This is a genomic window from Streptomyces sp. NPDC030840, assembly GCF_055572015.1.
This window is the reverse complement of sequence record NZ_JBVIEE010000005.1, coordinates 266,798-288,475: the sequence shown is the minus strand read 5'-3', so window position 1 is coordinate 288,475 and position 21,678 is coordinate 266,798. Positions and strand designations below refer to the sequence as shown.

Below are 21,678 nucleotides of genomic sequence, written 5' to 3'. Positions count from 1 at the left end.
ACGCGATATTCTGAAGTACGCATATCTGATCCGATTGATATGGACGACATATGGATCTGCGCCACCTGCGGTACTTCGTGGCGGTGGCCGAGGAGCGCCACTTCGGTCGCGCCGCCGAGCGGCTCCACATGGCCCAGCCGCCGCTGTCCCAGCAGATCCGCCAGCTCGAGGCCGAGCTCGGGGTCGAGCTGTTCCACCGCACCACCCGCCGCGTCGATCTCACCGAGGCCGGCCGGGCCTACCTCGAACGGGCGCGCGCGATCCTCGCCGACGTCGACGAGGCCGCCCACCACGCACGGCGCGTCGCGGCCGGCTCGGTGGGCCACCTCGTGATCGGGTGCGTGGGCTCGGCCACGTACAGCCTCCTGCCCGCGCTCTCGCGGCGGCTCACGGAGGAGCTTCCCGGCGTCGACTTCTCCTTCCGCGGCGAGATGCTCGCGCCCGACCAGGTCGAGGCGCTGCGCACCGGCGCGATCGACGTCGCGCTGTTGCGCCCTGTGGCGGCCGACCTCTCCCTCACCGTGCGCACCCTGCGACGGGACCGGCTCGTCGTCGCCGTACCGGTCGACCATCCCCTCGCCCGGCGGAAACGGCTGCGGGCCGCGGACCTCGCGGGTGCCGACCTGATCGTGCATTCCGCCGACCGCCGGTCGGTGATGTACGACGTCGTGCTGGGCCTTCTGCGCGACGCCGGCGTCGAACCGCACATCCGCCACGAGGTCGGCGAAACCTCGACGCTGGTCACGCTCGTGGCCGGCGGCCTCGGCGTCGCCGTGGTGCCCGAGCCCGTGACCGCGCTGGCGCTCAACGGCGTCACCTACCTACCGCTGGCCGGTGCCGACGCACGTGTGGAGCTGGCCGTCGCCCACCGCGCCGACCGCGCGGAGCCACATCTGCAGCGCGCTGTGGACATCATCCGGGCGACCCTCTGAGACGCCCACCGACCGACGCCAGACCCTCCTCCCCCGAGGCGCGGCGATCCTGCCCGACCACGTCGGCCGGGGCAGTCCGCAGGGTCGGCAGGTCGCACGCGGCATGCCGCGGAAGCACCTGCCGCAGGGCACGTACACCCTGGACGGCAAGAAGTCCGGCTCGGCCGAGGTCACCGTCACCGTCACCGTCACCGTCACCGAGAACAGCGCGGGCACCGCCATCAGCGGCACGGAGAGCATGACCTTGCATGACGAGACTCCATCCCAACTGACGTCCCGCGGTAGGGCTAGTGTTTGTTAGCCACCCCTCCCGCCCTTCATCCCGCATCCACAGGGAGAAACCTTGACATCCAGAGCCACTCCCCCTGTGATGGCTAATGCATAGTAGCCGACGTCAGGGGATCAACATGTCGATCGGGTTCGAAGCCGACGAGAGAGTCACCGACATCGCGTCGCGCACCACTGCGTTCGTCCGCGACGTCGTGCTGCCGGAGGAGCGGGCGTGCGACGGGAACGTGCATGACGGGCCCGAGCCGCTGCGGCGGCGGTTGCAGGAGGCGGCCCGGGCCGCCGGCGTGTTCGCTCCGCATGTGGGGGTGGAGTGGGGCGGACTCGGGCTCGATCTCTGCGGCCAGGCAGTGGTGTTCGAGGCGGCCGGATACTCGCTGCTGGGCCCGCTCGCGCTCAACTGCGCGGCGCCGGACGAGGGCAATACGCATCTGCTCGACGTGGTCGCAACCGAGGAGCAGAAGGAGCGGTATCTGCGTCCGCTGGCGGCCGGTGAGGTGCGCTCGTGTTTCGCGATGACCGAGCCGGCGCCGGGTGCGGGTTCCGACCCCCGCGCGCTGGCCACCACGGCGACGAGGACCGGGAGCGGCTGGCGGATCGACGGACGCAAGTGGTTCATCAGCGGCGCCGACGGCGCCGGTTTCGCCATCTGCATGGCCCGCACGAGCGGCGGCCCGGGGGACGCGGGCGGGGCCACGATGTTCCTCGTGGACGCCGACAACCCGGGCATGAAGGTCGTCCGGAACATCGACACCCTGGATCAGGGCCTGTTCGGCGGACACAGCGAGGTCGTCTTCGAGGGCTGTGAAGTGGGCGACGGCGCCGTGCTGGGCGAGGTGGACCAGGGTTTCGCGTACGCCCAGGTGCGTCTCGGGCCCGCGCGGATGACGCACTGCATGCGCTGGCTCGGGGTGGCGCGCCGGGCACAGGACATCGCCCTGGAGCGTGCGGTGGATCGCTCGGCCTTCGGTGGGCCGCTGGCCGAACTGGGCATGGTGCAGCAGCTGCTGGCCGACTCCGAGATCGACATCGAGACCAGTCGCGCGGTGCTGCTGCGGGCCTGCTGGGAACTGGACCAGGGCCGTTCGGCGGCCCAGCACACCTCGATCGCCAAGACGTACGTCTCGGAGGCGGTGAACCGCGTGGTCGACCGAGCCGTGCAGGTGTGCGGCGCGCTCGGCATCTCCGGGGACGCCCCGCTGTCACGGCTGTACCGGGAGGTGCGTCCGTTCCGGATCTACGACGGCCCGTCCGAGACCCACCGCTGGGCCATCGCCAAACGCGCGGTGCGGGCGGCGCGGGAGCGGAGGGCCGCGCGATGACAGCGTCGGACAACGCACCGAAGGCCACGGTGACGGCACCACCGCAGGCGACAGCGACCGCGCCGGACACGGCCGTGGTCGGCATCGACGGCTCCGCCCTGCAGCGGTACTTCGAACAGCATGTGCCGCAGTGCGCCGGTCCGTTGAGGATGGAGTTGCTGCACGGCGGGCGGTCCAACCTCACCTACGAGGTGAGCGACGGGACACACCGGTGGGTGCTGCGCCGGCCGCCCCTGGGCGTGCTCACGCCGACCGCGCACGACATGGACCGTGAGTACCGCGTCGTCGCAGCGCTCGGCGGCACCGGAGTGCCGGTGGCCCGAGCCGTGCTGTCGTGCACGGACCCGGCGGTGATCGGGGCGCCGTTCTGCGTCGTCGACTTCGTCGAGGGCGCCGTACTGCGCGACGGTGACGAGGCAGCCGCGCTGCCCCCGGCCGACGCACGGCGCAGCGCCGACGCGCTGGTCGACGCCCTGGTGGCGCTGCACTCGGTCGACGCCGCCGCTGTCGGGCTCGGCGGGTTCGGCCGCCCCGACGGCTATCTGGAGCGCCAGGTGCGGCGGTGGCGCAGCCAGTGGGACAAGGTCGCCACCCGAGCGCTGCCCGACCTCGAAACGCTGTACCGACGACTCGCCCGCGCCCTGCCCGTGAGCGGCGCGGCGGCGATCGTGCACGGCGACTACCGCTTGGACAACACCATCCTGGCACCCGGGGACTTCGGGCGGATCGCCGCGATCGTCGACTGGGAGATGGCCACGCTCGGTGATCCCCTCGCCGACCTCGGGATGCTGCTCATGTACTGGGACCCGGTCTGCGAGCCGGTGCTCGGGGCGCGGCACGTTCCCACGGCCAACCCCGGCTTCCCCGCGGGCCACGAGCTGGCCGAGCGGTACGCCAGGCGCTCCGGCCGGGACGTCGAAGGCCTGCCCTTCTACCAGGCGCTGGGCTGCTTCAAGCTGGCGGTCATCGCCGAGGGCATCCACGCCCGCTACCGCGCGGGGCAGACCGTCGGGACGGGCTTCGAACGGGTCGGCTCCGCGGTCCCGGCGCTGCTGCGCTCCGGGTTGGAATTGCTGTCCTAGGGTCTGCCGGCCCCGGGGGGGCGGCCGGCCCGGCGCCCCTCCTTCGCCGGCGAGGTCACCTGGCCTTGAGGTCACCGCGCCCGTGCGCGTGGTCCTCCAGAAGGCAGGCGTTGACCGCGTGCAGGTCGTCTTTTCAGGAAGGGGCAGAGGAACGCGGTGCACGCCGGGCTGTACGGTCCGCACTCCGGCTGCGGCCCACGGGCCCTGGTCGGCCCGCGGTGTCATGTTCCTCCTTGTCTTGCACTGTCCCGGGATCGCAACCCGTCGGCGTGTGTGACGGCACCGTCCGCGCTTGGTCGCCTCGTCAGGACCGGTCGTCGGCCGTCCGGGCATGCAGTCGGACGGCGAGGTCCCTGGCCCCGCCGCGGTCGAGCTTGCCGACCTTGGTCTGGGGCAACTCCTGGACGCCGTACACGAATTCGGGCCATTTTGTCTTGGACAGGCCGACGCTCTCCAGGTGCCCGGTCACCTCGGGCAGGTCGATGCCGCCGCCGTCCTCGGTGACGACGAGCAGTGCCACGCGTTCCCCGAGCACGTCGTCGGGAACCGCCGCGACACAGACCCTGGCCACGCGCGGGTAACTGGCCACCGCGCGCTCGATCTCCGTGATGTCGATGTTGCGGCCGCCGCGGATGATGATGTCCTTCTCGCGGCCCATGATGCTGATGGTGCCGTCCTCGTGGGTCATCAGCAGGTCGCCGGTGGGCAGGTAGCCGTCCTGAGTGAGTGCCGCAGGCGCCACCTCGCCGTCGCGGGCGTAGCCGAGGAACAGGGAAGGGCCGCGCACCTGCGCCCGGCCGGTCACCCCGGGTCCGGCGATCTGCCCGTCGGGGGTGAGCGCGCGTACGTCCGTGCCCGGGAAGGGACGGCCGTCTCTGCCGAGACGGATCTCCTCGGGGTCGTCGGGGCTCGGCGAGGTGTGGCCGAGGCACTCGGACATGCCGAAGACGCGCAGGATCCTCGTGCCCAGTGACCGCTCCGCCCGGGCCAGCGCTCCGCGGTCCATCGGCCCACCGCCGACGGTGATCGACCGGACTCCGCGAAGGATGCCGGAGCCGGCCGCCTCGGCGCCCATCTGCAGCGCCATGGTCGGTACGCACATGGTCCAGCGGACCTCGGCGTCGGCCAGCCGCCGCAGGGCGACGGCCCTGTCCCACCTCCCCGTCATGGCGAGCGGCCCGCGCAGCAGCAGCGAGAGATAGACACCGAAGCAGTACGCCGCCGTCGACGACAGCGGCACGATCGCGGCGACGGCGTCGCCGGGCGACAGGCCGTTGACGGTGATGGTGCTCGTGGCTGCGTAGCGCAGGGCGGACTCGGACTGCACGACGCCTTTGGGCCGCCCGGTCGATCCGGAGGTGAGGCCGATCAGGGCGCCGCCCGACCAGCGTGACACTCCTCGTGTGCGGGGCGTGGCCAGGCACGTCCAGCCGTCGAGCACCGGCTGCGGCGGGCCCGGGAGCCGTTCGGCCACCGCCCATTCGTCCATCGCGGAGGGCTCGGCGACCACGGCGTCCGGGCGGATGTCCTCCCAGGCCGCGGTGAACTCGGCGCGGGTCGTGTGCCGGTTGACGACCGCGATGACGCCACCGGTCAGGCCGACCGCCAGGGTGGCGGCGACCGTACGCCATGAGTTGTCGGCCTGGACGAGGACGGTGCGGCCCGCTCCGTCCGGGCTCCCGGTGGACAGCGCCGCGGCCATCGGCGTGGCCTCGTCGAGCAGTTGGCGGGCGGTATGGCTGCCCGCGTCGTCGATGACGGCGACGAAGTCCGCCTCGTTCGCCTGTTGCTGGAACTCCCGCACTACCTGTCGCATCTTGTCCCTCGCTGCGATGTCCCGAACGTCAGGCGGCGAACATCTCCGCCTCGTGCCCCATGACCGCGATGCGGCGGCCCCTCATGTCACCGACCTGTGCGACGGCCTCGGCCCACTCGGGGCTCGCGAGGGCCTTCCTCAGGTCCTCCGGCGAGTCGAAGCTGAGCACGGAGATCCCGTCCCAGCCTTCGGAGCGGGGCTCCAGAGCGGCGTCGATCTCGGTGTGCCGCCAGGCACGCAGTCCCGGCAGGCGGTAGGTCAGCTCCGCGTGGTCGCCGCGCCACCACGTGATGAACTGCTCGTGCGTCCACTCCGGGGGCCGCGCTGCCAGCAGGACGAGGTTGTACATGACGGTCCTCCGTGCGTGGTCGGTCGTACGTCGATCGGACGGGGCGTGCGCGCGTACACGGTCAGTGCGAACACGGTCAGGTGAAGCGGATCTCGGACGAGCGTCCGATCAGCAGGCGCTGCAGCCGGCCCTCGTCGTTCACCCGCCCGGCGGCGACAAAGCTCGCCTCGGGGACACCCGCGCGTCGTACCTCCCCCAGGAAGAGCTCGTCCTGGCCGAGGGTGGTCGCCGACAGCCTGTGGTGGGTGCGGGTGCCCTTCTCGCGCTGTTCGAGGTAGCCCACGAGGGCCGCGCGGTCGCCCGCGAAGTCGGTGGCCTTGCCGTCGCCGGTGGAGAAGAGGATGGAGAGCGAGAAGTCGTCGCTGATCAGGTCGAGGACGCGGGACGGCTCGTCGCCGTCGAGGATCTCGAACCACGCGGTGAGGAAGGGGGCCCCGGCCGAGGTGTCGGTCATGCCCGGCTCCTGTCGTTCGTGGCCTGCCCGGCCCAGTCGACGAGTTCGAAGGACGTGGTGAAGAAGGACTGGTAGCGGGCCAGGAGTCCGCCGGGCGAGATCACCGCGGCCGAGAGGAAGGAACCGGCGTACCGCCCGCCCTCCGTCACCACTCCGTAGACGGTCTCCAGGTCGCCGTCCCGGCTGTACCGCAGGATCTCGTGCGTCCGGTCCACGGCGTTGCGGCCGGCGATGTACGCCGCGAAGTCCTCCCTGGACTTTCCGGTGACCTCCTTGCCCGGCAGGGCGATGAGGAAGCGGAAGTCGGGTTCGAGCAGCTGAAGCGTCCGCCCAGGGTGCCGGCTGTCCATGCCGGCCATGTATGCGCGCAACGTCATGAGTGAACCCCTTCGGTCGGCGACCGCTCGCGGTGATCGAATTGAGCCAAGTTCAATTCAGTTAGGATCGTAATCGCGGGGAAACGGCCTGGCAATAGTGCATCCCGGAGCCGCGGGGACAACAGCCGTGTCGCACCACCGGCACGACAAAGCCCCCGGCGGAAATCGCCGGGGGCCACAAGCCGGGACGCTCAGAGCCTGTGTCCTGTCCTCGGCCGGACCAGCGCGCGGCGTCCGGTGCGTGCGATCGCAGGGCGCCGGAGGGCCGGACGCCGCGCGCCCGGCCGGGGACATGGCACAGGCTCTCAGGGCGTCACGTGGCGACCATCCGCTCGCAGGCACCCTCGATCACTTCGCTGACCTCCGACAGCGGCGTCGGCCCGGACGGCCGGTACCACCGCCAGACGCTGACGATCAGGCCCAGCACACTCGCGCCCAGGAGCTGCGCGTCGCGCAGCGGGAACGCGCCCTGGGACATACCCCGCACCAGCAGGTTCGTCCAGTCCCGCTCGACGAGCTGGACCAGCCGGCGGGCCGCGACGCGCTCGGCCTCCTCCCGCTGGGACTTGCGCGGGCCGGAGAGCAGGTCCATGTGGTTCTGCAGGATGCGCATCTGCAGGACCTCCTGGTCGGAGACGTCGTACGCCGCGCGAACGGCCGCCCGGAGCGCCTCCACCGGGTCCTCCACGTCCGCCGTGGTCTCCGTGAACTTGTCGTGGGAGCGCTGCAGCTCCTGCCGCATGATGGTGAGCAGGCAGTGGGTCTTGGACTCGAAGTAGTGGTACAGCGCGGTCTGTCCGATGCCGACCCGCTTCGCCACCGTGGACCACTTGGTGGCCTCGAAGCCCTCCTCGCCGAAGTGGTCGACGGCGGCCGCCAGAATGGCGGCCCGCTTGGACCTCGGCCCCGCTTCCGGTTCAACGATCCTTGTCGCCATGGCTGACCTGTCTCCCGGCTGCCGCCCACTCGTGCGTACCCGAGAGTAGACCCAAGCTGAACTCAGTTGCCAATCGGCTTCCGGTCAAAGCCGCTCGATCACGGTCGCGTTGGCCATGCCGCCGCCCTCGCACATCGTCTGCAGACCATAGCGGCCGCCGGTCCTGCGCAACTGGTGGACGAGCGTGGTCATGAGCCGGGCGCCGGTGGCGCCGAGCGGATGCCCGAGCGCGATGGCGCCGCCGAAGGCGTTCACCCGTTCCGAGGCGGCGCCGGTCTCCTTCTGCCAGGCCAGGACGACGGAGGCGAACGCCTCGTTGATCTCGACCAGGTCGATCTCGCCGATCGACAGCCCGGCCTGCTTCAGGACCTTCTCGGTGGCGGGGATCGGGCCGGTCAGCATCCGGATCGGGTCGGAGCCGACCACGGCCATGGTGTGCACCCTGGCCAGCGGGGTCAGACCGTGGCGGCGCACCGCCTCCGCGGAGGCGATCAGCAGGGCGGCGGCGCCGTCGGAGATCTGGCTGGAGACGGCCGCGGTGAGCCGGCCGCCCTCGGTGAGGGTCTTCAGACCGGCCATCTTCTCGCGGCTGGTGTCCGCGCGCGGGCCCTCGTCGGCGGTGAGGCCGAAGGCCGGGGTGATCTCGTCGTCGAAGACGCCGTGGGCCTGGGCGTCGAGGGCCCGCTGGTGGCTGGTCAGCGCGAACCGTTCCATGTCGGTACGGGAGACGCCCCAGTTCTCGGCGATCAGCTCGGCCCCGCGGAACTGCGACACCTCTTGGTTCCCGAAGCGCTCGCGCCAGCCGTCCCCGGCGAACGGGCTGCCCATGCCGGCCTGCTCACCGACGACCATGGGGCTGGCGATGGGCACCAGACTCATCACCTCCACCCCGCCCGCGACCACCAGGTCGGCGGTGCCGGAGCCCACCGCCTGCGCGGCGAAGTGAACGGCCTGCTGGGAGGAACCGCACTGGCGGTCGATGGTGGTGCCGGGTACGTGCTGCGGCAGCCCCGCCGACAGCCAGGCGGTGCGGGCGATGTTCCCGGTCTGCGCTCCGAGCTGGCTGACGCAGCCGAAGTACACGTCGTCGACGGCGTCCGGGTCGGCCCCGGTGCGTTCGAGCAGGGCGCGCAGCACATGGGCGCCGAGGTCGGCGGGGTGCACGCCGCTGAGGGCGCCCTTGCGGCGGCCGACGGGGGTACGGACGGCTCCGACGACGAATGCTTCCGGCACGGTGGGCTCCAGGGTTCGGTACAGGTTCAGGGGCGGGGCGGGATGTGCGTGAAGTCGGGCGCCCGTTTGCCCAGGAACGCGGCGACGCCCTCACGGCCCGTGTCGGACGCGGCCGCGGCGGCGAGCGCACGGGCCTCGCGGTCCAGGTGCGGCCCGAGGTCAGCGGTCAGCCCGGCGGCGACGAGCCGGCGGGTGGCCCCGAAGGCGGGGGTGGGTCCCCGGCGCAGCACCTCGGCCGTGCGCTCGGCCTCGGCGGCGAGCCGGTCGGGGGCCACGGTCCTGGTCACCAGTCCGATCGCCGCGGCTTCGGCCGCGGGGACGCGGCGGTTGGTCAGCAGCAGGTCCAGGGCCCGCTTCGGGCCGAGGAGACGGGGCAGGAACCAGCTGACTCCGGCGTCCGGTGAGTAACCGATGGCGGTGTACGCGGCGGTGAACGAGGCGTCGTCGGCGGCGAGGGTCACATCGGCGGCCGCGGCCAGACCGATGCCGGCGCCCGCCACGGCACCCTGCACGGCGGCCACCACGGGCGCGTCGCTCGCGGCGAACGTACGCAGGGCGTCGTGCAGCGCGTCGGTCACCGCGGTCAGGTGCTTCTCCAGCGCCTTGCCGGAGAGCTGTGAGAATTCCCTGAGGTCGCCGCCGACGCAGAAGGACTTTCCCTCGCCGGTGAGCAGCACGGCCCGTACGGCCTCACGTGCGCAGGTCCGCGCCGCCTGAAGCAGTCCGCGCGCCATGTCCAGGTCGATTGCGTTGCCGGCCTCGCCCCGGCGCAGGGTGAGGCGTGCCAGGCCGCAGTCGTCGATGTCGATGCCGACCCGCGTCGCTCCGGCCGTCATCGCGCCGTCCATCCGCCGTCGACGGTCAGCACCTGCCCGGTGCAGTACGAGGAGGCGTCCGAGGCGAGGAACAGGAGCGCGCCGTCGAGTTCATGGCCGTCGCCGCCGCGCCGCAGCAGGGTGTTGCGCTCGACCCAGCGGCTGGAGCGCTCGTCGCCGAAGAGGTCCGCGGTCATCTCGGTGCGGAACCAGCCCGGGGCGAGCGCGTTGACGCGGGTGCCGCTCGTTCCCCACTGTCCGGCCAGCTCACGCGTCAGTCCGATCAGTCCGGCCTTGGACGCGGAGTAACTCGCGCCGCCCAGGGGCGCGGCGGTCACCAGGCCGAGGATGGAGGAGACGTTGATGATGCTCCTGCCGCCCGTGTCACCGGGTGCCTCGGCGGTGAGGCGGGCCAGGTGGTAGGGCGCGGTGAGGTTGACGCCGAGGACGTCGGCGAAGGCGTCCGGCGACTCGTCCTCGGCGCGCGTCTCGCCCGGGGTGGCCGCGTTGTTGACCAGGATGTCGAGACGGCCGGTAGCGGTCAGCGCGGTCCGGGCGAGCCGCGTACGGTCGTCGGCGAGCGAGACGTCGCAGGCCACGGGGTGGATACGCGCGTCGGAGTCGGCGAGTTCCTTCAGCCGGTCGATGCGGCGGGCCGCGGCGAACACGGTGGCGCCCGCCTGCGCGAGGACCGCGGCGAAGCGTGCGCCGAGCCCGGCGGAGGCGCCGGTGACGACGGCCGTCCTGCCCTGGAGCGAGAACAGCTCGGCGGCGGGTCGTGGCCCGCTCACTCGTCCACCCCGATCGGCAGGGCGGTGGCTCCGCCGTCGAGCACGAGGGTCTGGCCGGTCATCCAGGAGGAGGCGTCACAGGCCAGGAACAGCGCCGCGTTCGCCACGTCCTCCACCGTGCCGAGGCGCCGCAGCGGCAGTTGGGCGGTGAGGATCGGCTCCCGGACCTCCCACACCGCCCGGGCCAGCTCCGTCTTGATCAGGCCGGGAGCGATGGCGTTCACCCGGGCCCGGGGCCCGAGTTCGTAGGCGAGCTGCCGGGTCATGTGCAGCATGGCGGCCTTGGTGGCGTTGTAGTAGCCGATGTGCGGATCGACGATCAGCCCGCCTACGGAGGCGATGTTGACCACCGCTCCCCCGTGCTCGGCCATCCAGGCCCGCCAGGCGTACCGGGTCCAGGCGATCATGCCGTACTGGTTGACGCGTACGGTCTTCTCCGCGCGCGGCAGGTCAAGGTCGAGCAGATCGCCGTGGTACGGGTTGGTCGCCGCGTTGTTGACGAGGACATCGAGACGGCCGAAGCGGGCCATGGTCTCGTCGACGCAGGCCTCGGCCTGCTCGGGTTCGCCGGCGTTGGCCACGACCGTGTGCACGTCGCCGTCGCCCTTGACGCGCAGCAACTCCTCGCGCGCCTCGGCGAGTCCGCTCGCCTTGCGGGCCGCGATCACCACGTGCGCGCCGGCCGCTCGGTAGGCGGTGGCGATGCCGAGCCCGATGCCGCGGGATCCGCCGGTGATGACGGCGACCCGGCCGTCGAGAGTGCCGGCGCTCACGCTGCCCCTGCCTTCATGTCGGTCTTCTCCTGCTCGGTCTTGTCGTGCCCGGTCTTGTCGTGCCCGGTCTTGTCGTGCCCGGTCCTGTCGCGGTACTTGGCGAGTTCCTCGCGGGCCACCGTGCGCAGATGCACTTCGTCGGGGCCGTCGGCGATGCGCAGTGCCCGCGTGATGGCGTACAGCCGGGCCAGTACGGTGTCGTCGCTGACCCCCGCGGCGCCATGCGCCTGCACCGCGCGGTCGACCACCTGGTGGGCGACCTCCAGCGCCGCGACCTTGATCGCGGCGACCTCCATACGGGCGGCGGCGTTGCCGACGGTGTCCATCAGCCAGGCGGACTTCAGGACGAGCAGGCGCAGTTGCTCGATCTCGATGCGGCTGCGGGCGATCCACTCGCGCACCACGCCCTGGTCGGCGAGTGGTCCGCCGAAGGCGCTGCGTGCCGTGACGCGCTCGCACATCAGCTGCAGGGCGCGCTCGGCGAAGCCCACGGCGCGCATCGCGTAGTGCATCCGGCCCGGACCGAGCCGCCCCTGGGCGAGCGCGAAGCCCTCTCCCTCGTCCCCGAGGATGTTCTCCGCCGGCACGCGGACGTCCTCGAAGAGCACGTCACCGTGTCCGAGCCGGTCGGTGTAGCCGAACATCGGCAGGTCGCGCAGGACCGTGACGCCCGGGGTGTCCCGGGGGATGAGCAGCATGCTCTGCTGCCGGTAGGTGGGCGCGTCCGGATCGGTCTTGCCCATCAGGATGATCAGTTCGCAGTCGGGGTCGAGGATCCCGGAGGTGTACCACTTGCGCCCGTTGACGACGTAGGCGTCGCCGTCGCGGGTGATACGGGTACGGATGTTGCGGGCGTCGGAGCTGGCGACCTCCGGCTCGGTCATGGCGAAGCACGAGCGGATCTCCGCGTCCAGCAGGGGGCGCAGCCACCGCTCCTGCTGGTCGGGCGTGCCGTACAGCGCGAGGAGTTCCATGTTGCCGGTGTCGGGGGCCGAGCAGTTGAACACCTCGGGGCCGATGATCGAGCGGCCCGCCAGTTCGGCGAGCGGCGCGTACTCGAGGTTGGTGAGTCCCGCGCCCCAGTCGCTGTGCGCCATGAAGAGGTTCCACAGGCCCTCGGCACGCGCCTTCTCCTTCAGCTCCGTCATCACGGGCGGCAGGGCGTGCGGGTCGTCCGCCTCGGCGAGCTGCCGGTCGTAGACAGCCTCCGCGGGAAGGACGTGCTGCTCCATGAACGACCGCATGCGGTCCTGGAGTTCACTCGCTCGGGGCGAGAATCCGAAATCCACGATTGCTCCTGTCCGGGATTCGTGTCCGGGATTCGTGTGGTCGGTCCGGATCAGCCGAGGATGTCGCGTGCCGTGCGGATCATCGCGGCGATGGTGGGCGGCAGTCGCTCCTGGTCCGGGTCGTGGTGCTTGCCCTCACGGTGCCGGCGCAGGTTGTGGCCCATGATCGCGGCCATCTTCATGCGGCCGAGCGCCCGGAACCAGTCCATCGCGGGCAGGGCGGGCCGGCCGTCGAGGTAGGCGTCCAGCAGTTCCCTCTCCCCGGGCAGGCCGGGCACGGCACGCCCCAGCTGGGGGAAGTTGCGGTGGTCGGCGAAGAGCAGGAACCAGCCGAGGTCGATGCGCGGGTCGCCGGTGCTCCAGATCTCCCAGTCGACGACCGCCACGGCACGCTCGTCGACGCACAGCACGTTGCCGAGCCGGAAGTCCCCGTGCAGCAGAACCGGTGGGAGGCCGCCGGGCACATCTCGGGCTAGACGTGCGAGCAACTCCTCGCCACCAGGGCGCAGTTCGGTGGGGACGGCGTGCAGGGTGCGGCTCCACCGTTCCAGCTCCCCGGCCGCGTCGAGCGGTTCGGGCGGATCGAGCCCGGGCGTGCGGGTGTCGGTGGTGTGCAGCCGCCGCAGTACCGCGGCGATCCCCAGCATCCGGGCTCGGGCCGTCGCGGCGGGCACCCCGGGCTCGTCGAGCACCGGCTCGACGGCCTCCCCGGGCGCGAACTCCATGGCGAACCAGGCCGGTTGTGTCTCGTCGACGGCGACGACGCCCGGCACGGGCACCGCGGAACCGGCCAGCGCTCCCAGCACTCGCGCCTGACGCAGCACGTCGTTGCGCCCGACGGGCTTCTGCCCCGGAGGCACGGCCTTGACGACATACCTGGCGTCCCCCGCGGTGATCGAATATGTCAGCCCCGAGTGGCCGCCCGGCAGCACCGCCAACTCGCCGACCGGGGCGCCCGGATGGCGGCGGGCGAGCCGGTCGCGGACGCGGACGGACAGCTCCGGCACCCGCGTGGCCGTGCTCATCGGAGGGGCTCCTTCGGCAGACCGAGCACACGCTCGGCGAGGATGGTGCGCTGGATCTCGTCGGTGCCCCCCGCGATGCTGTATCCGGGGGCGCCGAGCAGGTGCTCCGTCCAGGCGTAGGTGCCCCACTCCCCCGTGTCCGCGACGAGGGTCGGTCCCAGCAGCTCGGAGACCAGGTCGCTGGTGCGCCGCATGGTCTCGGTGGCGTAGAGCTTGCCGACCGAGGCCTCCGCGCCGGGCTCGCGTCCGGCGACGAGGGCGGCGGTCACGCGCAGTCCGATGAGCCGCTGGACGAGGGTGCGGATGTGGAGGTCGGCGGCCCGCTGCCGTTCGCTGCCGGTGAGCGGGCGGGGCATGTGCCCGGCGAGGTCCAGGGCCCGGTCGGCGTTGTCCAGGCCGAGGCCGCCGGAGTCGAGCCGTTCGGCGGCCAGCACACTGAGCGTGACCCGCCAGCCCTCGCCGACCGGCCCCAGCCGATCGGTGTCGGGCACCACCACACCGTCGAGGTAGACCTCGTTGAAGCTGGTGCCGCCCGTCATCTGCTGGATGGGCCGTACCGTCACTCCGGGCGCGTCCATGCGCACCAGGAAGACGGTGATGCCGGCGTGCTTGCGTACGTCCGGATCGGTGCGGCACACCGCGACGCCCCAGGTCGCGACGCGCGCCCCGGAGGTCCACACCTTGTGCCCCTGGAGCACCCAGTGTCCCCCACTCTCGGCTTCGCTCGAGCGGGAGGTACCGCCATCCTCGCGCACCGCCCTGGTACGCACCGCGGCGAGGTCGGAGCCGGCCTCGGTCTCCGAGAACAGCTGGCAGGCCAGCTCGTCGGTGCGCAGCATGGGCCGCAGCCAGCGCTCCTTCTGCTCCTCGGTGGCCCAGATGCCGATCGCGGGGGCGACGAGCTGCTGCGTCACCGGGAAGATCTCGGTGCGGTGGGGCACGTCGAAGGCGGCCTCTTCGGTGCGGTAGAGCTGCTCGTAGTACGCGGGAAGGCCCCGTCCCCCGTACTCCTGCGGCCAGTTGAGGGCGCCCCATCCCTGGTCGTAGCGGGTGCGTTCCCACTCCTGGGTGCGGGCGGTGTGTTCGCGCTCCTGCTCCTCGGTCCAGTTCTCGAACACGGCGACGGAGTCGGAGCCGCTGCCCCACTCCCCGCCGACGGCCCGCGGCCGGGCGACCGTGGCGAGCCACTGCCGGGCCTGGGCGCGGAACGCCTCGGGTTCCGGGAAAGCGCCGGCTTCCGGGCTGGCGTTCATCGCTTCTTCCACCTCCGATCGGCAGGGGACATACAAGGGAAGGTCAGCGGGACAGCACCGTGCAGGCGCTCACGCCGGGGGCTCCGTACACATGGGTGAATCCGGTCCTCGGTTCGCCGGGGACCTGGCGATCGCCTGCCCGGCCGCGCAGTTGCTGGACGATCTCGTAGACCTGGCGCAGTCCCGAGGCTCCGATGGGTTCACCGTTGGCGATGCAGCCGCCGTCGGTGTTGACCGGTAGTCTCCCGCCGATCTCCGTGGCGCCGGAGGCGACCAGCCGCTCCTGCTCGCCGTCCTCGCAGAACCCGCATTCGGCCAGGTGCATGACCTCGGCGCCGCTCTCGGTGTCCTGCACCTGGCAGACGTCGATGTCGCCGGGCCCCATCCCGGCTTCCTCGAAGGCGGCGGCCGAGGCGTCACGGCTGACGCTGGTGAGCGGGCCCGCGGGGATCCAGGGGCTGAACACCTCGAACGAGCCGAAGCGCCGGGTGCGTACCACCGCCGCGCGCAGGGTGACCGGCGTGCTCTCCAGGGTGCGTGCGGCCTCGGGTGAGCACAGCACCAGCGCGGCCGCGCCCGCTCCCGGGGAGCAGAACATGTAGCGGGTCAGGGGATCGCTGACCATGCCGGAGTCGAGGATCTCCTCGGCGGAAACGGGTTTGCGGCGCCATGCCTCCGGGGTCAGACCACCGTTGCGGTAGGCCTTCTCGGCGACCAGGGCCAGAGTGCGGGCTGTGATGCCGTGGTCGTGCATGTACCGCTGGATCTTCATGCCGAAGAACTGGGTGGTCACCATGAGCCCGTCGCTGCCGTACTGCGGACCCAGTCCCCAGTCCTCGGGCCTCGGGTCGAAGGCGCCGCGCGGGTGTTTGTCGAAGCCGACGGCGAGGACGACGTCCGCCATACCGGAGCGGATGGCGTTCACGGCGGAGACCAGCGCGCTGCCGCCGGTGGCGCAGCCGTTCTTGACGTTGACGAACGGCAGTCCGGTGAGCCCGAGTCGGGCCACCAGGGTGTCGGCGAGGCCGGCGTTGTCGCTGCCGCCGAACGCGGCCCGTACCCGCGACCACTCGATCCCGGCGTCCGCCAGCGCGGCGTTCACCGCACCGACGGCTAGTTCCCGGCCGCTGGCCTCCGACCGGCCGAACGGGGTGCGCCCGGCGCCACAGATCAGGACGTCGGTGCTCATGAGCCCTCCTCGCCGGGGGTCGTGGGCCTGGCCCGGGGGACGCCGTGGCCCGCGGTCACCGTGAGGGGCATGCCGATGCGGACGGCGCCGAGGTCGTCGACGTCGAGTACGGCGGCCACCCGCACGCCCTCCGTCAGCTCGACGTAGCCGAGCGCGAACGGCTCGAAGCCGCCGGGCGGCATCTGGTAGGGCGGTGACTTGGGGGCGTACCGCTGCACCGTCCAGGTCCACAGGGTGCCGGTGCCCTGGAGGACCGTCTCGTCGGCCGGTCCCCCACAGCGTGGGCACGTGTCCTCCGCGGGACAGACGGTCACCGCGCAGCCGGAGCAGCGTGAGCCCTGGAGCCCGACGGCGACGGCCGGACTCCGCGGATCCGTGGCCATCCGGATCAGCGCCCCTGCCACTTGGGTTCACGCTTCTCCAGGAACGCCGACACCCCTTCGTTGGCGTCCTCGGAGTTGAGGGCCACGCCCACCGCGAGGTGCTCCATCACCATGAGCGACTGGGTGTCGGCGTCGAGGCTGCGGTCGATCGTCATCTTCGTGAGCCACATCGTGAAGGGGCTCTTGTCGACGAGGTCTCCGATGAAGTCCTCGACGGTCGCGTCCAGGTTGTCCGCCGGTGCGGACTTGTTGATCAGTCCGAACTCGGCGGCCTCGACACCGGAGAGGAGCTTGCCGGTGAGCATCAGCTCCTTGGTCTTGCGGATGCCGATCATGCGGGGCACCCGGTAGATCGGACCGGCCCCGCCGAACAGCGCGCGGCGGATGTGGAAGTCGCCGATCTTGGCGTCGTCCGCCGAGATGGCGAAGTCGCAGGAGATCATGATCTCGAAGCCGCCGGCGGTGACGTGGCCCTCCAGGACGGCGACCGAGGGGGTCTTCATGGAGTACAGGCGGTCGCACACCTTCGCGGACTTCACGGCCACGTCGATCGCGTTCGACTTGCCGACGTAGTCGGCCTTCAGGCTGTCGAGGTCGAAGCCCGAGCAGAAGGTGCCGCCGCGGCCGCGCACCACCAGGACCCGGAGCTCGGGGTCCTCGTCGACCTCCGTGATGATCTCGTCGAGCCGGTCCAGGATCGGCACGGTGACGCAGTTCTTCTTCCACGGGCGGTTGAGCCACACACGGGCGACGTGGCCGTCACGCTCGAACTGGATCTCGTCCTCCACTGCCATCTTCCAACCCCTCCGATCGAACCGAACTGAACTGAACTGAACTGAATTCACTATGAGTCTGTGAGTCTCGCGGGCGCCTGTCAACCCCGTGATCACATCAAACCGAATCGGATTCAGCTCTTGATCGGTGTCGATGTGACCGTCACCGAGCCGATGGACACACACCGCGTCACAGCGGCCTCGCGGGCCGTGCGGCCAAGGCCTCGGCGGCGGCGCGTCCCTCCGCGACGGCGTGCGCGGCGCGGCACGACGCAGTCGCCGACCGCGCCGACGGTCCGGTGGACGGCCGGGGAGAAGCCGGGGCGGCGAGGAAGGCGTTCGCCAACGGTGACCAGGACATCGGCGGCCAGGGACGTCTCCCGACCGTCCAGGACGTGGCGCAGGCGCACGCCGCCGGAGGACGTCGAGGCCACCCCGCTCAGCGCGACGACACGCAGGGGGCGCACCGGTGAGCCGGTGCATCAGCTGCGTGCGGTTCTCCGGCGACAGGCCGGTCGCGAAGCCGGTCGCGGGGGTGATGAAGGCGACCTCCCTCGCACCGGTCGCCAGCGCGCTCTCCACCGCGCCGATGCCCTGCCACCAGCCGAACCCGTCGTCGAGGACGGCGACGACGGGCGCGTCCGCCACAACTCCCTCGTACCGGCGCAGGAGCTCGGAACTCATGTGTGTCCGAAGCGCGCCGGCACGCGGACGGGCTCTTCCCGCGCGCCGGCGGCGAGCACGATCTCCGTGTGCTCCCCCAGCTCGTCCGGCCCCGGCGAATCGCCCAGCAACACCCGGACGCCCAGGTCGGCGAGTTGCTCGCGCTGGTAGTCGACGAACCTCCGACAAGCGGGAATGTGCGAGGCGAGGGAGGCGAAGCGTGCCTGCCCGCCGGCCTGCCGGGCCGTGTCGTGGACGGTCACCTCTGCACCGCGGCGGCCGACAGACCGACCCGGTGGGCTCGAAGGTCCGGCAGCCCTCGTTGCAGCCCGTGCAGGGGCGTACGGATCGCTCGTCGCCCGCGATCACCCGTCCCTGATCGGGGCGCCACGCTTCGGTCGGACAGCGGCGCGGGAGGGTCGACTCGGGGGCCACGGCCGTGCCTCCGGTGATCACCATGCCGGTGCCGCCCCGGGCCGGCCGCCGCCAGTAGCCCGCGTCGGCCTCGGTGGGAGCGCCGTCACTGACGGCGGCGATGGCGTGGGCGGTGGCGACGGGGCGGTTGCGGAGGGTGAGACCGCCGAGGGTGAACGGTGCGGCCAGGGTGAGCGAGCCCCGTGGCGTCGGCCCCGTACGGCTGCGGCTGCGGCTTTCGATGTGTGCCATGGTTCCTGGTCAGGCGGTGGAGGCGGCGGCGAGCCCGATGAGTTCGGTGAGCCGGGCCCGGTGCCGGTCCGCCGTACCGAAGAGGATCTCGGCGCTGCGCGCGCGCCGTACGTACAGATGGGCCGGGTGCTCCCAGGTGAAGCCGATGCCGCCGTGCAGCTGGACGTACTCGGCCGTCGCCCGGCGGAAGGTCTCGGAGCAGACCACGGCGGCGGCACAGGCGGCCACCGGCAGTTGTGGCGAGGCGACGGCGGCGCAGGCGGCCGCGTACGAGGCCGCGGAGCGTGCCGCCTCCAGCGCGACAAGCACGTCGGCCAGCCGGTGCTTGACGGCCTGGAAGGAACCGATGCGCCGCCCGAACTGGTGGCGCTGTCCGACGAATTCGACCGTGGCGTCCAGCGCGTGTCCGCTGCCGCCGACCTGCTCGGCCGCCAGTGCGGCCCGACCGGTGTCAAGGGTCACCGAGACTGTGCCCTCGGTACCGCCTGCCGTGCCGACCGCGGTGGCGGGCGCCCCCCGGAACTCCACCAGGGCCTGGCGCCTCGTCTCGTCCAGGACCCGGCGCGGAGTCCGCCGGGTGCTGTCCGGCGCGGGTTCACAGGCGAACAGCTGCGGCCCGGCCGGGGTTCCCGCCCGTACCAGGACCAGATCGGCGCCGGCCCCGTCGAGCACGAAGTCCGCCCGCCCGCGCAGCACCCAGCCCGAACCGCCCTGCTCGGCCGTGACCTGGAGCGCACCGGATGCGGCGGCGTCGAACCCGGCCACGGTAGCGGTGAGCGTCCCGTCGGCGATTCGCGGCAGATAGCGCTCGCACGCCGTACGGTCGCCGCTGTGCAGCAGGGCGTGAGCGGCGAGGACCACCGTGGGCAGCAGCGGCGCACAGCTCAGGGCGCGCCCGGATTCCTCCAGTGCCACGGCCAGTTCGGCGAACGTGAAACCCGCCCCGCCGTACTCCTCGGGAATGGCCAGCCCGTGGAGCCCGATCTCGCCCGCGAGCCGCGCCCAGAGCTGCTCGTCGTAGCCACGCGGGGTGGCCAGCTGCTTGCGGACGTCCTCGGGACCGCTTGTCTCGGTGTAGAAGTCCCGCAGGACGGCGCGCAGTTGTCGCTGTTCGTCGGTTTCGGACAGCAACTGGGGGTCGATCTCGGGGTGACGACGGTGCATGGGGTCTCCATCGTGCTCGTGCGTCGCACAGTTAAGAACTGAACTCAATTCATTTAATGTAGGCGCCGGTCCGCGACCCGGGCAAGAGTCGAGCAGGAGCCGCCGCACACGGGCACACCCAGCGCCATTTCTCCGCGCTGCCCGTATTGAACCAACTTCACCTCTGTTACCGTGGCGGCTACGGGACGGACAGGACCTGGGACGGTGAAGATGAGGGCACTGCGACTGACGGCGTGGGGCGAGCCCCCGACACCGGCCGAGGTCGAGCGGCCCGTCCCCCGTGGCGCCGAGGTACTGGTGCGGGTCGAAGGCACCGGCCTGTGCCACTCCGACCTGCACGTCATGGGAGCCCTTCCGGGGACTCTCCCCTACCGGCTCCCGTTCACGCTCGGCCATGAGGTCGCCGGGCGGGTCACGTCCCTGGGGCCCGGCGCCGACGGGGTGCGGGCCGGTGACCGCGTGGTGCTCTACGGACCGTGGGGCTGCGGTGCCTGCGACCGGTGCGCGGCGGGCCGGGACAACTACTGCGACCGGCGCGGAACCCTCGCCTGGCACGGGGTGGGACTGGGCCGGGACGGCGGAATGGCCGAGTACGTACTCGTTCCGTCCGTCCGCCATCTGGTGCCGATCGACGACCTGCCCGCCGATCAGGCCGCTCCGCTCTCGGACGCGGGCCTGACGTCCTACCACGCCGTGGCGGGGGTCCGTCACGCACTTGAGCGGGGTGCCACTGCCGCCGTCATCGGCGTCGGAGGGCTGGGCCACCTGGCCGTGCAGATCCTTCGCGCGACAACGCAGGGCCGTGTACTGGCGGTCGACGTGCGGGAGGAGGCTCTGGCTCTCGCGGACCGCTCCGGTGCGGACTTCGGCACCCTGGTGCGGGCGGACACCACCCAGGTGCTGAGGGCGCGGACCGGTGGCGCGGGCGTGGACGCCGTGCTCGACTTCGTCGGCACCACACAGACACTGGAACTCGCGGCCGGGGTCCTGCGGCCGGGTGGCGAACTCGCCGTCGTCGGCAGTGGGGGCGGCCATCTGACCGTCTCCAAGCCGGGCGTTCTCCCGCAGGGCGCCAGGCTCTCCCTGCCTTTCTGGGGAACGCGCCCCGAACTCTCCGAGGTCGTCGCGCTGGCGCGCTCGGGGGCCATCCACGTCGAGACGGAGCACTTCCCGCTGTCCGCCGCACCGGAGGCGATCGACCGGCTGAGCCGGGGCCGGGTACGCGGGCGGGCCGTACTCGTCCCCGACTGACCAGACGCAGACCCGACCGGCCGGGCCCGACATCACGTATACGCGGAAGGGAAGTCCAGGATGCGCTTCGACGGACGAGTCGCGATCGTCACCGGTGGGGCCCGGGGCATGGGCGCCTCACACGCACGCGGACTGGCCGCGGAAGGCGCCCGGGTCGCCGTCTGCGACCTGCTGGACGACGAGGGACAGGCCCTCGCCGCGAGCCTCCCCGGCGCGCGGTACCACCACCTCGACGTCACCGACGAAGAAGTGTGGCAGTCCGTCGTCCGCACCGTCGAGGACACCCTCGGCCCCGTGGACATCCTGGTCAACAACGCGGGGATCGTTCACTTCGGCGGCGTAGAGGAGCAGTCGCCCGCACACTTCCGCCGGATCCTCGACGTCAACGTGGCCGGCACCTTCCTCGGCATGCGCACCGTCCTGCCCGGCATGCGCGGCCGCGGCCGCGGGGCGGTCGTCAACATCTCCTCGGCCGCCGGCCTCATGGGTTTCGCCGACGGCATCGGCTATGTGGCGAGCAAGTGGGCGATCCGGGGAATGACCAAGGCCGCCGCACTGGACATGGCGGGCACCGGCGTGCGCGTCAACTCCGTGCATCCGGGCGTCATCCGCACTCCCATGGGGGAAAGCGCCGACCCGGCGCTCTTCGCCGATCAGCCGGTCCCGCGCATCGGGGAGCCCGAGGAGGTCACCCGCATGGTGCTCTTCCTCGCCTGCGACGACGCCTCGTACACCACGGGTGGCGAGTTCCTGGTCGACGGCGGCCAGACCATCGGCCACGCCGGTCACGCCCGCGGCAAGGCGGCGGGTTAGCGCGTCGCGGTGACCGGCGCCCCGGCACCGGCGGTCACCG

At 71.8% G+C, this 21,678-nt stretch carries 24 protein-coding genes; 6 read left to right on the top strand and 18 right to left on the bottom strand.

The genetic code is table 11. From position 1 onward, the window contains the following. Window positions 1-50: 50 nt before the first annotated feature. From ACZ49J_RS14220 to ACZ49J_RS14205, 4 genes are all read left to right on the top strand, one after another. On the top strand, window positions 51-932 hold the full coding sequence (locus ACZ49J_RS14220) for a LysR substrate-binding domain-containing protein (RefSeq protein ID WP_467447962.1): 882 nt from the start codon (window positions 51-53) through the stop codon (window positions 930-932). A gap of 103 nt (window positions 933-1,035) precedes the next feature. Beyond that, window positions 1,036-1,233 (top strand): hypothetical protein, encoded by a 198-nt coding sequence (locus ACZ49J_RS14215; protein ID WP_467447960.1) that lies wholly within the window; start codon window positions 1,036-1,038, stop codon window positions 1,231-1,233. 106 nt (window positions 1,234-1,339) lie between these two features. Then, window positions 1,340-2,542, top strand: a complete 1,203-nt coding sequence (locus ACZ49J_RS14210) for an acyl-CoA dehydrogenase family protein (RefSeq protein ID WP_467447959.1) — start codon at window positions 1,340-1,342, stop codon at window positions 2,540-2,542. Further along, window positions 2,539-3,624 carry a phosphotransferase family protein gene (locus ACZ49J_RS14205; RefSeq protein ID WP_467447958.1) on the top strand — a complete coding sequence of 362 codons (1,086 nt, stop codon included), beginning with the start codon at window positions 2,539-2,541 and terminating at the stop codon, window positions 3,622-3,624. Before ACZ49J_RS14210 ends, ACZ49J_RS14205 begins: the two co-directional genes overlap by 4 nt. Window positions 3,625-3,928: 304 nt before the next feature. On the opposite strand, the gene ACZ49J_RS14200 is transcribed toward ACZ49J_RS14205, so the two are convergent. From ACZ49J_RS14200 to ACZ49J_RS14115, 18 genes are all read right to left on the bottom strand, one after another. Further along, the gene (locus ACZ49J_RS14200) at window positions 3,929-5,440 is read right to left on the bottom strand and encodes a class I adenylate-forming enzyme family protein (RefSeq protein ID WP_467447956.1); all 1,512 of its coding nucleotides are present in this window, start codon (window positions 5,438-5,440) and stop codon (window positions 3,929-3,931) included. A 28-nt stretch (window positions 5,441-5,468) separates the two neighbouring features. Continuing rightward, on the bottom strand, window positions 5,469-5,789 hold the full coding sequence (locus ACZ49J_RS14195) for an EthD family reductase (protein ID WP_467447954.1): 321 nt from the start codon (window positions 5,787-5,789) through the stop codon (window positions 5,469-5,471). Between the two features lie 76 nt (window positions 5,790-5,865). Continuing rightward, window positions 5,866-6,243: a hypothetical protein gene (locus tag ACZ49J_RS14190; protein ID WP_467447951.1), complete on the bottom strand. Its 378-nt coding sequence runs from the start codon at window positions 6,241-6,243 to the stop codon at window positions 5,866-5,868. Then, window positions 6,240-6,620 (bottom strand): nuclear transport factor 2 family protein, encoded by a 381-nt coding sequence (locus ACZ49J_RS14185; protein ID WP_467447950.1) that lies wholly within the window; start codon window positions 6,618-6,620, stop codon window positions 6,240-6,242. Before ACZ49J_RS14185 ends, ACZ49J_RS14190 begins: the two co-directional genes overlap by 4 nt. A 313-nt stretch (window positions 6,621-6,933) precedes the next feature. Further along, entirely contained in the window at window positions 6,934-7,557 is a 624-nt protein-coding gene (locus ACZ49J_RS14180) for a TetR/AcrR family transcriptional regulator (protein ID WP_467447948.1), read from the bottom strand. 84 nt (window positions 7,558-7,641) lie between these two features. Further along, window positions 7,642-8,790 carry an acetyl-CoA C-acetyltransferase gene (locus ACZ49J_RS14175; protein WP_467447946.1) on the bottom strand — a complete coding sequence of 383 codons (1,149 nt, stop codon included), beginning with the start codon at window positions 8,788-8,790 and terminating at the stop codon, window positions 7,642-7,644. A 26-nt stretch (window positions 8,791-8,816) separates the two neighbouring features. After that, on the bottom strand, window positions 8,817-9,626 hold the full coding sequence (locus ACZ49J_RS14170; protein ID WP_467447945.1) for an enoyl-CoA hydratase/isomerase family protein: 810 nt from the start codon (window positions 9,624-9,626) through the stop codon (window positions 8,817-8,819). Further along, a complete protein-coding gene (locus tag ACZ49J_RS14165; RefSeq protein ID WP_467447943.1) occupies window positions 9,623-10,396 on the bottom strand; it encodes an SDR family NAD(P)-dependent oxidoreductase in 774 nt (257 codons plus the stop codon). Before ACZ49J_RS14165 ends, ACZ49J_RS14170 begins: the two co-directional genes overlap by 4 nt. After that, window positions 10,393-11,169: an SDR family oxidoreductase gene (locus tag ACZ49J_RS14160; RefSeq protein ID WP_467447942.1), complete on the bottom strand. Its 777-nt coding sequence runs from the start codon at window positions 11,167-11,169 to the stop codon at window positions 10,393-10,395. Before ACZ49J_RS14160 ends, ACZ49J_RS14165 begins: the two co-directional genes overlap by 4 nt. After that, the gene (locus ACZ49J_RS14155) at window positions 11,166-12,458 is read right to left on the bottom strand and encodes an acyl-CoA dehydrogenase family protein (protein ID WP_467447940.1); all 1,293 of its coding nucleotides are present in this window, start codon (window positions 12,456-12,458) and stop codon (window positions 11,166-11,168) included. The genes ACZ49J_RS14160 and ACZ49J_RS14155 overlap by 4 nt, the downstream gene beginning before the upstream one ends. Before the next feature lie 50 nt (window positions 12,459-12,508). Further along, entirely contained in the window at window positions 12,509-13,483 is a 975-nt protein-coding gene (locus ACZ49J_RS14150) for a phosphotransferase family protein (protein ID WP_467447939.1), read from the bottom strand. Further along, window positions 13,480-14,736 (bottom strand): acyl-CoA dehydrogenase family protein, encoded by a 1,257-nt coding sequence (locus tag ACZ49J_RS14145; RefSeq protein ID WP_467447937.1) that lies wholly within the window; start codon window positions 14,734-14,736, stop codon window positions 13,480-13,482. Before ACZ49J_RS14145 ends, ACZ49J_RS14150 begins: the two co-directional genes overlap by 4 nt. A gap of 43 nt (window positions 14,737-14,779) precedes the next feature. Beyond that, window positions 14,780-15,925, bottom strand: coding sequence for a thiolase family protein (locus tag ACZ49J_RS14140; RefSeq protein WP_467447936.1), 1,146 nt, complete (start codon window positions 15,923-15,925; stop codon window positions 14,780-14,782). Further along, window positions 15,922-16,308: a Zn-ribbon domain-containing OB-fold protein gene (locus tag ACZ49J_RS14135; RefSeq protein ID WP_467448276.1), complete on the bottom strand. Its 387-nt coding sequence runs from the start codon at window positions 16,306-16,308 to the stop codon at window positions 15,922-15,924. The genes ACZ49J_RS14140 and ACZ49J_RS14135 overlap by 4 nt, the downstream gene beginning before the upstream one ends. Window positions 16,309-16,313: 5 nt before the next feature. After that, window positions 16,314-17,102 carry an enoyl-CoA hydratase/isomerase family protein gene (locus ACZ49J_RS14130; protein WP_467447935.1) on the bottom strand — a complete coding sequence of 263 codons (789 nt, stop codon included), beginning with the start codon at window positions 17,100-17,102 and terminating at the stop codon, window positions 16,314-16,316. Window positions 17,103-17,215: 113 nt separating this feature from the next. Next, on the bottom strand, window positions 17,216-17,548 hold the full coding sequence (locus ACZ49J_RS14125) for a hypothetical protein (protein ID WP_467447934.1): 333 nt from the start codon (window positions 17,546-17,548) through the stop codon (window positions 17,216-17,218). A 213-nt stretch (window positions 17,549-17,761) separates the two neighbouring features. Continuing rightward, complete coding sequence (locus tag ACZ49J_RS14120) at window positions 17,762-18,007, bottom strand: hypothetical protein (RefSeq protein WP_467447933.1); 246 nt, start codon at window positions 18,005-18,007, stop codon at window positions 17,762-17,764. A gap of 412 nt (window positions 18,008-18,419) precedes the next feature. Continuing rightward, window positions 18,420-19,574: an acyl-CoA dehydrogenase family protein gene (locus ACZ49J_RS14115; RefSeq protein WP_467447932.1), complete on the bottom strand. Its 1,155-nt coding sequence runs from the start codon at window positions 19,572-19,574 to the stop codon at window positions 18,420-18,422. 210 nt (window positions 19,575-19,784) lie between these two features. Here ACZ49J_RS14115 and ACZ49J_RS14110 point away from each other — a divergent pair, with 210 nt between their 5' ends. Together ACZ49J_RS14110 and ACZ49J_RS14105 are read left to right on the top strand one after the other, a co-directional pair. Further along, window positions 19,785-20,825: an NAD(P)-dependent alcohol dehydrogenase gene (locus ACZ49J_RS14110; protein WP_467447929.1), complete on the top strand. Its 1,041-nt coding sequence runs from the start codon at window positions 19,785-19,787 to the stop codon at window positions 20,823-20,825. Window positions 20,826-20,885: 60 nt separating this feature from the next. After that, window positions 20,886-21,638 carry an SDR family oxidoreductase gene (locus tag ACZ49J_RS14105; RefSeq protein ID WP_467447928.1) on the top strand — a complete coding sequence of 251 codons (753 nt, stop codon included), beginning with the start codon at window positions 20,886-20,888 and terminating at the stop codon, window positions 21,636-21,638. Window positions 21,639-21,678 lie beyond the last annotated feature (40 nt).

Excerpts from the sequence above, each read along its gene's own strand:
- ACZ49J_RS14215 (WP_467447960.1), top strand. The coding sequence starts at position 1,036 with ATGCCGCGGAAGCACCTGCCGCAGGGCACGTACACCCTGGACGGCAAG.
- ACZ49J_RS14190 (WP_467447951.1), bottom strand. The coding sequence starts at position 6,243 with ATGACCGACACCTCGGCCGGGGCCCCCTTCCTCACCGCGTGGTTCGAG.
- ACZ49J_RS14135 (WP_467448276.1), bottom strand. The coding sequence starts at position 16,308 with ATGGCCACGGATCCGCGGAGTCCGGCCGTCGCCGTCGGGCTCCAGGGC.
- ACZ49J_RS14115 (WP_467447932.1), bottom strand. The coding sequence starts at position 19,574 with ATGCACCGTCGTCACCCCGAGATCGACCCCCAGTTGCTGTCCGAAACC.
- ACZ49J_RS14220 (WP_467447962.1), top strand. The coding sequence starts at position 51 with ATGGATCTGCGCCACCTGCGGTACTTCGTGGCGGTGGCCGAGGAGCGC.
- ACZ49J_RS14150 (WP_467447939.1), bottom strand. The coding sequence starts at position 13,483 with ATGAGCACGGCCACGCGGGTGCCGGAGCTGTCCGTCCGCGTCCGCGAC.
- ACZ49J_RS14130 (WP_467447935.1), bottom strand. The coding sequence starts at position 17,102 with ATGGCAGTGGAGGACGAGATCCAGTTCGAGCGTGACGGCCACGTCGCC.
- ACZ49J_RS14205 (WP_467447958.1), top strand. The coding sequence starts at position 2,539 with ATGACAGCGTCGGACAACGCACCGAAGGCCACGGTGACGGCACCACCG.
- ACZ49J_RS14105 (WP_467447928.1), top strand. The coding sequence starts at position 20,886 with ATGCGCTTCGACGGACGAGTCGCGATCGTCACCGGTGGGGCCCGGGGC.
- ACZ49J_RS14210 (WP_467447959.1), top strand. The coding sequence starts at position 1,340 with ATGTCGATCGGGTTCGAAGCCGACGAGAGAGTCACCGACATCGCGTCG.
- ACZ49J_RS14180 (WP_467447948.1), bottom strand. The coding sequence starts at position 7,557 with ATGGCGACAAGGATCGTTGAACCGGAAGCGGGGCCGAGGTCCAAGCGG.
- ACZ49J_RS14195 (WP_467447954.1), bottom strand. The coding sequence starts at position 5,789 with ATGTACAACCTCGTCCTGCTGGCAGCGCGGCCCCCGGAGTGGACGCAC.
- ACZ49J_RS14170 (WP_467447945.1), bottom strand. The coding sequence starts at position 9,626 with ATGACGGCCGGAGCGACGCGGGTCGGCATCGACATCGACGACTGCGGC.
- ACZ49J_RS14110 (WP_467447929.1), top strand. The coding sequence starts at position 19,785 with ATGAGGGCACTGCGACTGACGGCGTGGGGCGAGCCCCCGACACCGGCC.
- ACZ49J_RS14185 (WP_467447950.1), bottom strand. The coding sequence starts at position 6,620 with ATGACGTTGCGCGCATACATGGCCGGCATGGACAGCCGGCACCCTGGG.
- ACZ49J_RS14145 (WP_467447937.1), bottom strand. The coding sequence starts at position 14,736 with ATGAACGCCAGCCCGGAAGCCGGCGCTTTCCCGGAACCCGAGGCGTTC.
- ACZ49J_RS14200 (WP_467447956.1), bottom strand. The coding sequence starts at position 5,440 with ATGCGACAGGTAGTGCGGGAGTTCCAGCAACAGGCGAACGAGGCGGAC.
- ACZ49J_RS14140 (WP_467447936.1), bottom strand. The coding sequence starts at position 15,925 with ATGAGCACCGACGTCCTGATCTGTGGCGCCGGGCGCACCCCGTTCGGC.